Genomic DNA, 13,218 nt, shown 5'->3' on the forward strand with positions numbered 1-13,218 from the left:
GTGAAGAATCTTTCAAGTATCATCGTTACAGTTTTTTTTCTTTATCATCTTTACCACTGATACAACTTCTTTGGTAATAAATGTAAAGAAAAGTGTAGAATTGTAAAGGTAATTTTTTACAAACATCCCAGATGTTTCACTCTTAAAAGAAGGAGGTAACTGTGGCACGGACAATTCCGCTTTCTTTAGTCCGTAATATTGGTATTGCGGCTCATATTGATGCGGGTAAAACCACAACGACAGAAAGAATACTTTTTTACTCTGGTATTGTACACAAGATCGGAGAAGTTCATGAAGGCAATGCTGTGACAGACTGGATGGAACAGGAACGGGAGAGGGGAATAACCATAACCGCCGCCGCCATTAGTACCAGTTGGAAGGAGCATCATATTAACATCATTGATACTCCTGGTCACGTTGACTTTACCATTGAGGTTGAGCGCTCTATGAGAGTTCTCGATGGTGTAATTGCGGTGTTTTGTTCTGTGGGTGGTGTACAGCCTCAGTCAGAAACGGTTTGGCGTCAAGCAGATCGTTATCATGTGCCTCGTATTGCCTTCGTCAATAAGATGGATCGCACGGGAGCAAATTTTTTCAAGGTTTATCAACAGGTTAAGGATCGTTTGCGAGCCCACGCTATTCCAGTTCAAATTCCCATCGGTAGCGAAGATGACTTCCGAGGAATTGTGGATTTAGTTACTCAAAAAGCCTACATCTACAAGGACGATCTCGGTCAAGATATTGAAGTAGTGGAAATTCCTGATGAGGTAAAAGAGCTAGTACAGGAATATCGTGGATATTTGTTAGAAGCGATCGCAGAATCTGATGAAAGTCTCTTAGAAAAATATTTAGCTGAAGAAGAAATTACCGAAGACGAAATAAAAGCGGTTATCCGTAAAGGAACGATCGCAGGAACTTTAGTTCCGATGCTATGCGGTTCAGCTTTCAAGAATAAAGGGGTACAGTTATTGCTTGATGCGGTAGTGGATTATCTTCCAGCACCGACAGAAGTACCTGCTATTAAAGGTCTTTTACCCTCTGGGGAAGAGGAAACTCGTCATTCGAGCGATGAAGAACCTTTTTCTGCTTTAGCTTTTAAGATCGCCTCAGATCCATTTGGTCGCTTGACTTTCTTAAGGGTTTACTCTGGAGTTTTGACCAAAGGAAACTATGTTTATAATTCAACCAAAAACACAAAAGAGCGAATGTCTCGTTTGATTGTGTTGAAAGCAAATGAACGTATTGAGGTAGATGAATTAAGAGCAGGAGATCTGGGGGCTGCGATCGGATTAAGAAAAACTATCACTGGGGATACCCTATGTGATGAAAATCATCCGATCATTTTGGAATCTTTATATGTTCCAGAACCAGTTATCTCTGTGGCAGTTGAACCAAAAACAACTCAAGACATGGACAAGTTGTCTAAAGCTCTACAATCTCTATCCGATGAAGACCCTACCTTTAAAGTTAGTGTTGATCCTGAGACTAACCAGACTGTAATTGCAGGGATGGGAGAATTACATTTAGAGATTTTAGTCGATCGCATGTTGCGAGAGTTTAAAGTTGAAGCAAATGTAGGACAACCCCAAGTGGCCTATCGGGAAACCATACGTAAAGCCACCACTGTAGAAGGCAAATTTATTCGCCAAAGCGGTGGTAAAGGTCAATACGGTCATGTGGTAATCGAAGTTGAACCTGCAGAAGCAGGAAGCGGTTTTGACTTTAATTCAAAAATCGTGGGAGGAACTATTCCCAAGGAATTTATCCCCGCCGTAGAGCAAGGGATAAAAGAAGCCTGTGATTCTGGAATCATTGCTGGTTATCCAGTCATTGATCTTAAAGTCACATTAATAGACGGATCATATCATGATGTGGATTCTTCGGAAATGGCTTTCAAAATAGCTGGTTCAATGGCAATTCGGGATGGTGTAGAAAAAGCCGATCCAGTGTTGTTAGAACCGATGATGAAAGTAGAGGTAGAAGTACCAGAAAATTTCCTTGGAGATGTAATGGGAGATCTTAACTCCCGTCGTGGTATGATCGAGGGAATGAATAATGAAGACGGCTTGGCTAAGGTAACTGCAAAAGTTCCTTTAGAAACTATGTTCGGATATGCGACTGATATTCGTTCAAAGACCCAAGGACGTGGTATATTTAGCATGGAATTCAGCAACTACGCTGAAGTTCCTAGCAATGTGGCGAATACCATCATTGCCAAAAATAGAGGAATTCTATAAATTAATTAATTAGCTGAAAAAAGGAAAAGACACAGAAAATGGCACGCGAAAAATTTGAAAGAACGAAACCTCACGTTAATATTGGTACTATCGGTCACGTTGACCATGGTAAAACTACTTTAACCGCAGCTATTACCTTAACTTTGGCGGCGGCTGGTCAGGCTAAAGCTCGTAAATACGATGAAATCGATGCAGCCCCTGAAGAAAAAGCTCGTGGTATTACCATTAATACTGCTCACGTAGAGTATGAAACTCCTGATCGTCACTACGCTCACGTTGACTGTCCTGGACACGCTGACTACGTTAAAAACATGATCACTGGTGCGGCACAAATGGATGGTGCTATTCTAGTAGTATCTGCGGCTGACGGTCCTATGCCTCAAACCCGTGAACACATCCTCTTAGCTAGACAGGTTGGTGTACCTAACTTAGTTGTTTTCTTAAACAAACAAGACCAAGTAGATGATGATGAATTATTAGAATTAGTTGAATTAGAAGTTCGTGAGTTACTCAGCGAATATGGTTTCGACGGTGATAATATTCCCATTGTCGCTGGTTCTGCATTAAAAGCTGTTGAACAGATGACCTCTAATGCCGCTACCCAAAAAGGTGAAAACGAGTGGACCGATAAAATCTGGGCTTTAATGGATGAAGTAGATGCTTATATCCCCACTCCTGAGCGTGATATTGACAAACCTTTCTTAATGGCAGTGGAGGACGTATTCTCTATTACTGGTCGTGGTACTGTTGCTACTGGTCGTATTGAGAGAGGAAAAGTTAAAGTTGGTGAAACCATCGAGATCGTTGGTATTCGTGACACCCGTAGCACCACTGTTACTGGGGTTGAAATGTTCCAAAAAACCTTAGACGAAGGTATGGCTGGAGACAACGTCGGTGTACTTCTTCGTGGTGTTCAAAAGGATGATATTGAGCGTGGTATGGTATTAGCTAAACCAGGTTCTATCACTCCTCACACCAAATTTGAGGCTGAAGTTTACGTTCTCAAAAAAGAAGAAGGTGGTCGTCACACTCCTTTCTTCCCCGGTTACCGTCCTCAGTTCTACGTTCGTACAACTGACGTAACTGGAACTATCAGTGACTTCACTGCTGACGATGGAAGTGCGGCTGAAATGGTTATGCCTGGCGATCGCATCAAAATGACCGTAGAATTAATCTGCCCCATTGCGATCGAACAAGGTATGCGTTTTGCGATTCGTGAAGGTGGTCGTACCATCGGTGCAGGTGCTGTAGCTAAAATTTTACAGTAATCAAAACTGAATAATGCTCTTAGGGCGTACTTTAGATTAATTTCTCTGGTGCGCCCTCATTTTGCGTCAATGGGATGCAAGAATATCTGTTTGAGGTAGGTTTCAGGTTTCAGGTAGCAGAAAAGAATGTAGAATGTAGGACGAAATGATAATTGGTACTGAATATTTACCCATTACTCATTACTTCAAAAAACTCCGAACTCCGAACTCCGAACTCAAAACTTATATCTTTTTCAATTCAAATTTAATCATTAATCATCGTACCTTGAAAATTTAGGAACAAATATCATGGCAACCTTACAACAACAAAAAATTCGTATTCGTCTCAAAGCGTTTGATCGTCGTTTACTTGATACTTCTTGTACTAAAATTGTAGAAACAGCTACTCGTACCAATGCTCAACCTATTGGGCCTATTCCCTTACCTACAAAGCGTAAAATCTACTGTGTGTTAAGATCTCCTCACGTTGATAAGGATTCCAGAGAACACTTTGAAACTCGTACTCACCGCCGTGTAATTGATATTTATCAACCTTCTTCTAAAACTATCGATGCGTTAATGAAGCTAGATTTACCTGCAGGTGTTGACATTGAAGTAAAACTCTAAGCATTTTTTACTAAACTTAAGTTATAACAAGGGGCTTGAGTTCAGTTTAAGAATTTCGGGTAGGTGTCAGGTTGTTGGGGTATTGGGGTTTTAGGGAGAAACAAGTAATGAGTTAGGGGTTCGGTATTCGGTATTCGGTGTTAAGAGTTAGAAGTTACTAATTACTAATTGTTTAGAACCTTTGCCCTTCTAGCCTTTTAAGGGGAGACACAGAAGAGTTTGCCCTTTTCGCCATCACTCATAGATGAAAATTTATCGCAAACTCAGGTAAAGAGGGGTCGTATGTTGAGTAATAAACTTCACTGCTACTCCTTTTTCGTTTTATATAAACTCAAAAAACCTCAATTTAAAGCAGAAATCGCCAATGTAGGCAAGTTTTGGTTACGAGATAGCTAGTTTCGGACAGTGCTTTTCAATTCGCCAGATAACTTTTCCACATAATAAACTTTGTTCAACCTACATTTATAATTAATTTTTGCGTTTCACTAATCCAAAAAGATTTGAAATCTAATTGTCAATATTTGATAAATTAAGATGATAAATTGTATTAACTATTCGATAATTAAGTAGAAAGATAATTCAATTCTTTTTTACAGTATTTTTTTTATGCCGAAGCCATCCTGTCTTAATATAGGGGCATACTTCCTCATTGTCATGGGGTTAACAGTTTGTTTTGGTTGGTATAACCAGATTGATTCTTTAATTCAAATTCATCCCGATTTTGTACCGATGCAATTTAATACAGCATTGGGATTTATTTTTTTAGGATTATCTATTTTTGGTATTAATTATGAATATTATTTTGTTGCTCGATGTTTCATTTCATTGGTTTTTTTATTGGGTTTTCTGACTTTAATTCAATATATTTTAAGTTTTAATATAGGAATTGATCAGTTATTTATAGAGCATTATATTACTGTTGCCACTTCTCATCCGGGTCGTATGGCTCCTAACACTGCCCTTTGCTTTTTGTTGAGTAGTTTATCTCTTTGGTTTTTGACATATTTTCCTCCTCGCATTAAATTTCTTTCCACAGCTAGTATTCTTAGTGCATTTGTAACAGGATTAGGTACAGTAGCTTTTTTTGGCTATTTATCGGAAGTCGAGACGGCTTACGGTTGGGGTAAGCTCACTCAGATGGCAATACATACTTCTGTGGGTTTCATCATGGCTGGATTTTCTATTATTTTTGATTCTCAATGTATTTCTTTAAGACGTTTTCAACGATTACCTTTTCTTATGTTGCCTATTACCAGTTGTATTATTGGTTTAACTATCACTATTTCTTTTTGGCAGAGTTTGGAAGCATCTGAGTCAATGATTAGGGCTGAGTGTGTTACTTATCGGCATAATCTGATTAGTGAGGGTATTTTAATTATGGGGGTTATTTTTTCTATAGTTTTGGGGGCAACAATTTGGTTAACTCAAAAATTTAAGGAACAAGTAACAAAGTTGAAACAGGCACAATATCAGATTTTACAGCTCAATAGTCAATTGGAAAAGATTTCTTATTTAGATGCTTTAACAGGAGTTGCGAATCGTCGTTTATTTGATTTGAAATTGTCTCAAGAATGGAGAATAGCATACAAAAATCAGTCTTATTTGGGCTTAATTATACTCGATATAGATTATTTTAAAAATTATAATGATTATTATGGGCATCAAAAAGGAGATGAATGTTTAAAAAAAGTTGCAGAGGCTATTTGCGAAGTTGTTAGAAGTGAAAATGATTTAGTTGCTAGGTATGGAGGAGAAGAATTTGTCATTATATTACCTAATACGAATAAACAATCTTTAGATGCGATCGCGCTAAGAACTTTAAATAATATTCGTCAAAGGTCAATTCTCCACGAAAATTCGCCTATTAGCAAAGGGATTACAGCTAGTTTAGGAGGTTATATTATTATTCCAGAGTCTGTTGATTTATCGGAATTAGAAAATTTCATGAATAAAGCGGATCAAGCCTTATATGAAGCAAAAAGTAAGGGAAGAAATTGTATTGTTATTAGGTCATTAGACAAATAATTGAATAGTAAGCTAGGACTCATGTAAATCGTCAGGAAGTGATAAGTAACTTCGCATTGAGTAAAAGTTTGAATCATTTTTAGGAACAAGTCTTAACTTAAGAAAACTTGCAGTATGAGTTTAAAAGTTGTCAATATTAAGGAAATGTTATTTAAAAAATAGAAAAGCAATGAATATTATTAGAATTCCTGTTTTAACTGATAATTATGTATTTTTAATTTGCGATCGCAATACTAATGAAATTGCTGTAGTAGATCCTGCGGTATCAGAACCAGTTTTAGCGGAAATAGAAAAATTAGGGGGAAAACTAACTGCAATATTAAACACTCATCATCATTTAGATCATGTGGGGGGAAATAAAGAATTATTACAACATTTTCCCGAAGCAATAGTTTACGGAGGAAAAAAAGATAAAGGTAGAATACCCCGTCAAGATGTATTTCTCGAAGACGGAGATGCGATCGAATTTGCAGGTAGAAAAGCTCATGTTTATTTCGTTCCCGGACATACCTTCGCCCACATTGCTTATTACTTTCCCCCAATCAATGAATCAGAATCAGGAGAATTATTTTGTGGAGATACCTTATTTGCTGGAGGTTGTGGGCGTTTATTTGAAGGAACACCTGCCAACATGGTTGAATCATTAAGTAAACTCCGTCAATTACCTGAAAGCACTAGAGTTTGGTGTGCCCATGAATATACCTTAAGTAATTTAAAATTTGCCCTTACCGTTGATCAAAATAATCCACATCTACATAAACGTTATAAAGATGTTCAAGAAGCAAGACAAAACAATATAGCTACTGTGCCTTCAACTATCGGTATGGAAAAATTAACTAATCCTTTTATGCGTTGGGATGACCCCAAAATTAAATCTCTGATGGGATTTGAAGAGCCTGAAAGAGTATTCGCACGTTTACGAGGAATGAAGGATAATTTTTAAGTAGTAAGCAAGAAAAAGGTCAAAGGGCAAGGAGCAAACCCCTCTTTATCCCTCTTTTGTCAGTTTCCGATTTTAACTATTATTAAATATTTTCAAACACCTTGGTAATTAAGGATTAAAGTATGTTACAGAGTAAAATTTACTAATTTAAAGTTTTGATTGATTTTATAGTATTAAAGATTCTATCGATCAATTGATATACCATATTTCCAGAATCTATAAATTGTAAGTGTTTGCGGAGTTTGATAAAAGAGGGTTAATTAGTTTCTCTCTAATACCCGAATATCCCACTTCCCCCAATCTCTCAATAATACGATACTTGACACCTATCCTTACCCGATATTTTTAAACCAAACTGAGGTTATTTAATAAACTTCTCCCTAACTCCTGATTGACTGCTAATGATCATGATTCTCTAAATTTAATTCTTTAATTTCTTTGGAGAGAAAATAGTTAAGAAATGTTCTAATAATAGCAACGATCGCTAATTTTCCCAAACTCTCATAAGTTGCACCTACCGTTGTCGCTAATATATCTGCCCCTAATTGAAATTCCAATGCTAAAGCTAAAGACCTAGCCACACGAGTTCTGACAATATTATAGATGTGATTATTAGGATGGTGACAAAGATAAATTATATGATGAAGGTTGATGACAATGCCCATAGTTACGGTGATTATCCCCAGTGCTTCGAGAAAAATTTTCGCCAATGTCGCAATATATACTAAGCCCCCTTCTAAATGTTCGATAAATTCCATATCTTTAGCTTACTTGGTATCTAGTTTGGTTTATTAGACTTCTTCAACAAGTCAGGCAATAGGATTAATATTGACGTTTTCCTAACAAGAATTAATTATTATGTCAAGTTCGATCGAAGTTTATTGTTCATTGGCAAACTTTTGTAAAACTTTACTTAATTGACTAACAGAAATGCGAGGAGAATTACGAGGAATTAACTTTTCTTGTCCATCTTTTATCATATACAAAACAGGAATTTCATATTGATATTTTTCCCACCAATGTTTGTTTTCTGTAATATCTCTTATCTCTAATTTTATGTCAATATCATCAATAGTTCTTAGTTTTTCCTCTAATCCTTCACACAAATGACAACCAGCTTTGCTATATAAAATCAATTCCATGTTTATGATTATAATACTAGATTTTAAAGAATAAAAAACTCCAGTTTTTACATAAGAATATAAGATTTGGACGAGTTTCAGGTTTCAGATATTGAGTTTTAATTAGCAATTAAGAATTTAACAATTAAAAAACTCAGAACTCCGAATCCTGAACTATGAATTTTTAAAATTCCCTAGCTTATATTATCTTGATTTAAGGGAGATTGAGTACGCTTAAAAGTTTTAATGGGTAAATTGGCACTCAAAGACGTTTTACGGTCATTACTTTGAATAAAAAATTCAGTTTCGTCAACGTCAATATCTAGGTAACGGCTAACAACTTCTAATATTTCCTGACGCATTTTGGCGATGATTTCAGGATTAATACCGGCGCGATCATGAGACAATACCAATTTTAAACGACTTTTTGCCTGATTACGAGTTTTATTCGAGCCAGTCCATGAATTAATAGTATCAACAATTTCTTTAAACATATTCAGTTGGGGGATATTTTTTAGCAAGAAAATGGGTATAAACAGAAAAAATTATTTTTGAGAAGAAAAACCAAAAAAACGACGGATTCTTGTAATGAGATTATCTTGAGTTGCCATTAAATCTAAAAATGGAACATCAGTACCATTAACTCTTCTGGCAATATTTTTAATAGCCATAGCGGGGAGAGAATCTTGAGGACTTAAAACCAATGGTTCTCCTTTATTAGAAGATGTTATGATTTTTTTATCGTCAGGTACAATGCCAATTAAAGGAACAACTAATAAATCAAGTATATCCTCTACACTCAACATCTCATCCATTTGTACCATTTCTGGACGCAGTCGATTAACGATAAGGCGAATATTACTCATATTCTCACTTTCTAATAAGCCGACAACTCTATCCGCATCCCTAACTGCCGCAACTTCAGGAGTTGTAACAATTAAGGCTTCTTTTGCCGCCGAGATAGCATTACGGAAGCCCATTTCAATCCCCGCAGGACAGTCAACAAAGATATAATCAAAATTAGGACTAAGTTGCTCGACTACTTCCTTCATTTGTTCTGGAGTAATGGCATCTTTAGTGCGATTCTGTGCCGCAGGTAACAGATGTAAGCCTTCTGTTCTTTTATCTTTAACGATCGCTTTTTCTAAAGTACATTCACCAGATAAAGCATCAATAATAGTATAAACGACTCTTTGCTCCAGACCCAATAATAAATCTAAATTTCTTAACCCAAAATCTGCATCAATCAGACAAACTTTTTTCCCCAACTGGGCAACGGCTGTGCCAAGATTTGCCGTAATGGTTGTTTTCCCGACTCCGCCTTTTCCAGAAGTAATAACAATAACTCTAGTCATATAAAAATAGTAATAAAAGATAACAAAACCAATATAAATCAACTAGGCTAAATAATTGTAACTAAAATTTAAAACAACCTTCTAGTTGAGAGTCGATAATTCTCCTTATTCTTGAGAGATTAAATATTGTAAAGTGAAAATTGCGATCGCAACACTAAATGCTAGAATCAACCAAAAATTGTGAGCATAAACCTCTCCTTGATCTAAAACCCAACCCCCTAAAGGAGGGCCAATTAAATAACCGATTGCCCAACACTGAGAATTAATAGCAAAATAAATTCCTCGTAAAGATTCAGGAGATATATCCACCACAAAAGCAGAAGCCGCAGGATTATAAGTAGTAAGTGCGATCGCACCTAATAAAACCGCTAATATACCCCAATAAAAAGCATAATTATTTACATTTCCCGTCAACCATACTAGAGCAAAACTAATGCCCCAAATTAAAGCTGACAACATTAAACCACGAAGATGGCTAAGACGATTAAGAATTTTCACCACAGGTAATTGAAACAAAGCGGCAAAAGCAATATGTAAACTAAATAAACCACTAAGATTAGTAATAGAAAATTGATTACTGTTGGTAAAATTAGTCAAGTATAGAGGTAAAGTGGACTGAATTTGAGAAATATAAGTAGTAAACAGAATATTAATAAAACAAAAAACCCATAATCTTTTATCTTTCAAAGCCTTCTGCCAATTTTGCCAATTATCCTCATCTCCCTCTTTTCCTCCGTGATAACTCTCCTTAATAGTAAACTTAATAACTAAATAAAATAAAATAAAAGAAAAACCATCAATAATAAATAACAAGCGATAATTATTAGTAAGGGCAATTAACCAACCCCCCACGGCAACCCCCAAACCTAAACCAATATTATCTCCCAAACGGCTTAAGGCAAAAGCCGAGTTTCTCTGTTTTTCCGTAGTTAAATCCGCCACTGCCGCTTCTGCCGGAGGCCAATATAAACCTATTCCTAAACCCATCAACAAATTACCCAGTAATAGGAAAAGATAGTTATGAGTGAGAATCAAAAATATATCTGCTACTGCCGAAATTAACGCTGATAAAAGTAAGGTTTTCTTCCTTCCCCACTTTAGGGAGTCACTCCAACTACCTCCCCAAAACCTTCCTACAATTCCTGATACAGAAGAGCTACCAAGAGCAATACCCACCATTGTGGGCGAAAAATTCAACTCATTAACAAAAAATATCGGAGCATAAAATAAAGTAAATCCCGTACCAAATTGTAATAATAATCTTCCTCCTGCTAATATCCAAACCTGTGGATTTAATGATAATTTACTCATGTTCAAGTATTTTAAAGTTATATATTAAAACCTAACATCACCTGAGTTCAGGATAAATGTTCATCTATGAGTGATGGCGAAAAGGGCAAGAGGCAAAGTAAAAAGGGCAAAGATGAATAGTGTTGGGGTGAATAGTTGATAATTAAGAATTAAAAATTAAGAATTAAAAACTCTGAACTCCGAACCCTTATCCGATATTCTTAAACTGAAATGAGGTTAATTAATATTTGTTTTGCGGAAAATTAAAGAAAAATTATTAGCGGGCATGGCTATTTTTTGCTCCAAATTCAAATGATATTTATTAGCAATTTTTTCCACGTCTTCTAAATTTCTCACCCCCCATGCAGGGTTTTGACTTCTTAAATAATAATCAAATTCTTTATTACTGGGGGCAGTGTGCTGGTTGTTGAGTTTATAAGCCCCATACAGATATAAAATACCATTGAGGGGTAATAATTCCCCTGCACCTTCCATTAAGCCGAGACAAGCCTCCCAAGGGGCAATATGAATCATATTAATACAAATAATTGTGCTTATTTTTTCTGTTTTTAAAGGCAGATACCAATCGCTCTCCATAACATCAATTATTAAAGGTGATTGTAAATTATCACAGTGGTATTCTTCTCTCCATGCTTTGATACTAGCGATAGATTCCAGATTTTGATCAGAGGGAATCCATTTTTGTTGAGGAAAATGAGGTGCAAAAAATATAGAATGTTCTCCTGTGCCACTAGCAACCTCTAAGATATTACCTGTATCATTATTGACAATTATGTTTTTCAATATCTCTAGTATGGGTTCACGATTATTAACTGTTGCAGGAGCGTGTTTTTTCATAAAATTTCCATCGATTTTTTATTGTTATCTAATCAAAAATGTTGGGTTACAAATTTTTAATTCTTTCGGTGGATCTCAGATCTTTTTTTATCGGTTAAGATTAAAATGGGAATTACAATAATTACTATAGCAACCATTAACTACTTTTTTGTTGATAATTTAACTCAAAATCCTTTCTTCACTGTTAGAATATTGATTGTTTAACTATTAAATTTTGCTTTTTTAGTATTTGATATTACTGCTGTTTTAGCTTTTCTTCGTATTTTGCTTTTTTAGAAGAAATAATTTTATTATTCATTATATTTTACCGCACTATTTTTATTTTTTTCAGCTATGAATACTTACTCTAAATCTAAGTCTATTATGCAAATTCGTCCTATTCAATATCGTGATTTAGGTGCGATCGCACGTTTATTACAAGAACGTTTGTCCATCGAATTTAACAGTCGTCAAAATGCTTTATTAGAGAAAATTCAAAAATATCAAAGTTGTTATGGTTTATTACAATTAACAAAAATTTTACCTTGGACTGTTGATCAAGATTTTTATGTTTATGTAGCGGAAAAACACCAGCAAATTCAGGGATTAATTCAAGTTTATCCCATTAACCATAATCGCAGTACTTGGAAAGTTGAACAGGTTTTAATCAATCACAATACTTCTTTAAGTCACTTATTAATCGGTAATTGCAGTATTGGTTCTCAATTATTACGTTATTGTTTTGAGAAAATCTGGGAAGCTAGAACTTGGGTACTAGAAGTTAATGTGAATGAAAAAAATACTATTGGTTTATATAGGGAAAATGGTTTTCAGCCGATGGCACAGATTACCTATTGGCAATGTGATGGGGATACCTTAGAAAAACTAGCACAACAAGAACCTAATTTACCGAATTTACTACCTGTGAGTAATGCAGATGCAAAACTTATTTACCAGTTAGATTGTGTTTCTATGCCCCCGATGTTAAGACAAATTTTCGATCGCCATGTGGATGATTTTAAAACTAATTTATGGCAATATTTAACGGGCAAAATACAAGAATTATTTAATCATACAGAGGTAGTTAGTGCTTATGTGTTTGAACCTCAGAGAAAAGCTGCGATCGGCTATTTTGAAATTAACTTATGTAAAGACGGAAATCATCCTCACAAAGCAAAGCTAACAGTACATCCTGCCTATACATGGCTATATCCTAAATTGTTATCACAAATGGCAACCTTAATTAAGGTTTATCCCTCTCAATCTTTAATATTATCCTCAGCAGACTATCAAGCAGAAAGAGAGGAATTTTTAGAGCAGTTAGGAGCAACCCGTCAAGATCACAATTTATTAATGTCTCGTTCTGTATGGCATAAACTAAAAGAAACTAAATCTCTCGATCTGAGTTTACCCGAAGTTTTAAACAGTTTAAAACCAGTTCATACCCCTATTCCTACTCCTTGGACAAAATCCCACTGGCAAGATAATCCTCATAATTCTCAGAATAAATCCGCAGACCATCAAGAATAGTAAAAA

At 35.6% G+C, this 13,218-nt stretch carries 12 protein-coding genes; 6 read left to right on the top strand and 6 right to left on the bottom strand.

Going from position 1 to position 13,218, the window contains the following annotated elements; genetic code table 11:
• The first annotated feature begins 161 nt into the window (after positions 1–161).
• The 5 genes from fusA (at position 162) to gloB (ending at position 7,079) form a co-directional block, all read left to right on the top strand.
• The gene (gene fusA / locus Dongsha4_RS01860) at positions 162–2,237 is read left to right on the top strand and encodes an elongation factor G (protein ID WP_330204085.1); all 2,076 of its coding nucleotides are present in this window, start codon (positions 162–164) and stop codon (positions 2,235–2,237) included.
• A 38-nt stretch (positions 2,238–2,275) separates the two neighbouring features.
• Positions 2,276–3,505: an elongation factor Tu gene (gene tuf, locus Dongsha4_RS01865; protein WP_330204086.1), complete on the top strand. Its 1,230-nt coding sequence runs from the start codon at positions 2,276–2,278 to the stop codon at positions 3,503–3,505.
• Between the two features lie 288 nt (positions 3,506–3,793).
• Positions 3,794–4,111 carry a 30S ribosomal protein S10 gene (gene rpsJ, locus Dongsha4_RS01870; RefSeq protein WP_015218283.1) on the top strand — a complete coding sequence of 106 codons (318 nt, stop codon included), beginning with the start codon at positions 3,794–3,796 and terminating at the stop codon, positions 4,109–4,111.
• Between the two features lie 606 nt (positions 4,112–4,717).
• Complete coding sequence (locus tag Dongsha4_RS01875) at positions 4,718–6,136, top strand: diguanylate cyclase (protein ID WP_330204087.1); 1,419 nt, start codon at positions 4,718–4,720, stop codon at positions 6,134–6,136.
• 169 nt (positions 6,137–6,305) lie between these two features.
• Positions 6,306–7,079 carry a hydroxyacylglutathione hydrolase gene (gloB, locus tag Dongsha4_RS01880; protein ID WP_330204088.1) on the top strand — a complete coding sequence of 258 codons (774 nt, stop codon included), beginning with the start codon at positions 6,306–6,308 and terminating at the stop codon, positions 7,077–7,079.
• Positions 7,080–7,477: 398 nt separating this feature from the next.
• Here gloB and Dongsha4_RS01885 read toward each other — a convergent pair whose 3' ends face one another.
• From Dongsha4_RS01885 to Dongsha4_RS01910, 6 genes are all read right to left on the bottom strand, one after another.
• Entirely contained in the window at positions 7,478–7,837 is a 360-nt protein-coding gene (locus Dongsha4_RS01885) for a DUF1622 domain-containing protein (protein WP_330204089.1), read from the bottom strand.
• A 120-nt stretch (positions 7,838–7,957) separates the two neighbouring features.
• Positions 7,958–8,221: a glutaredoxin family protein gene (locus tag Dongsha4_RS01890; protein WP_330204090.1), complete on the bottom strand. Its 264-nt coding sequence runs from the start codon at positions 8,219–8,221 to the stop codon at positions 7,958–7,960.
• 173 nt (positions 8,222–8,394) lie between these two features.
• Positions 8,395–8,694, bottom strand: coding sequence for a cell division topological specificity factor MinE (gene minE / locus Dongsha4_RS01895; protein WP_330204091.1), 300 nt, complete (start codon positions 8,692–8,694; stop codon positions 8,395–8,397).
• A gap of 51 nt (positions 8,695–8,745) precedes the next feature.
• Positions 8,746–9,555 (bottom strand): septum site-determining protein MinD, encoded by an 810-nt coding sequence (gene minD / locus Dongsha4_RS01900; protein ID WP_330204092.1) that lies wholly within the window; start codon positions 9,553–9,555, stop codon positions 8,746–8,748.
• Positions 9,556–9,660: 105 nt separating this feature from the next.
• Positions 9,661–10,866, bottom strand: coding sequence for an MFS transporter (locus Dongsha4_RS01905; RefSeq protein WP_330204093.1), 1,206 nt, complete (start codon positions 10,864–10,866; stop codon positions 9,661–9,663).
• A 216-nt stretch (positions 10,867–11,082) separates the two neighbouring features.
• Positions 11,083–11,703, bottom strand: coding sequence for a DUF938 domain-containing protein (locus tag Dongsha4_RS01910; RefSeq protein WP_330204094.1), 621 nt, complete (start codon positions 11,701–11,703; stop codon positions 11,083–11,085).
• 333 nt (positions 11,704–12,036) lie between these two features.
• On the opposite strand from Dongsha4_RS01910, the gene Dongsha4_RS01915 reads away from it, so the two are divergent.
• Positions 12,037–13,212, top strand: a complete 1,176-nt coding sequence (locus Dongsha4_RS01915) for a GNAT family N-acetyltransferase (protein ID WP_330204095.1) — start codon at positions 12,037–12,039, stop codon at positions 13,210–13,212.
• Positions 13,213–13,218 lie beyond the last annotated feature (6 nt).

The organism is Cyanobacterium sp. Dongsha4 (assembly GCF_036345015.1).
Taxonomy (GTDB): Bacteria; Cyanobacteriota; Cyanobacteriia; order Cyanobacteriales; family Cyanobacteriaceae; genus PCC-10605.